Source organism: Ruminococcus callidus ATCC 27760 (assembly GCF_000468015.1).
GTDB lineage: Bacteria > Bacillota > Clostridia > Oscillospirales > Ruminococcaceae > Ruminococcus_C > Ruminococcus_C callidus.
Genome location: NZ_KI260345.1, coordinates 2697 through 2969 on the forward strand (window position 1 = coordinate 2697; position 273 = coordinate 2969).

Sequence of the window (273 nt, forward strand, 5' to 3'; positions counted from 1 at the left end):
TGCCGTCCAGCATGGTGGAACCAGTTGCAACCTTGACGGAAACGCCGCCTACGGCATCTGCATTTTTCACGTAATCCTGCAAGTTAATTTCGTCCATGTCCTGACCGTAAACGCACTTGATCTGCGTGGTCGCTGTGGCAACCTGAACCAGAACAGGTTTCACCGTTGCCGACTGCTCCACCGCCTTGGCAGTTTCTACGTCGGTTTCGTCAGACAGGAAATGCTTTTTGCAGTTCTCGCAGGTCCAGTATTCCACGTTTCCGGCTTCGGTGT

Annotated in this window: 1 protein-coding gene; it reads right to left on the reverse strand. The window is 53.1% G+C overall.

The annotated features are described in order from the left end of the window. Positions 1-273: hypothetical protein (locus tag RUMCAL_RS16930; RefSeq protein ID WP_021681363.1), on the reverse strand; the 273-nt coding region annotated here is incomplete at both ends.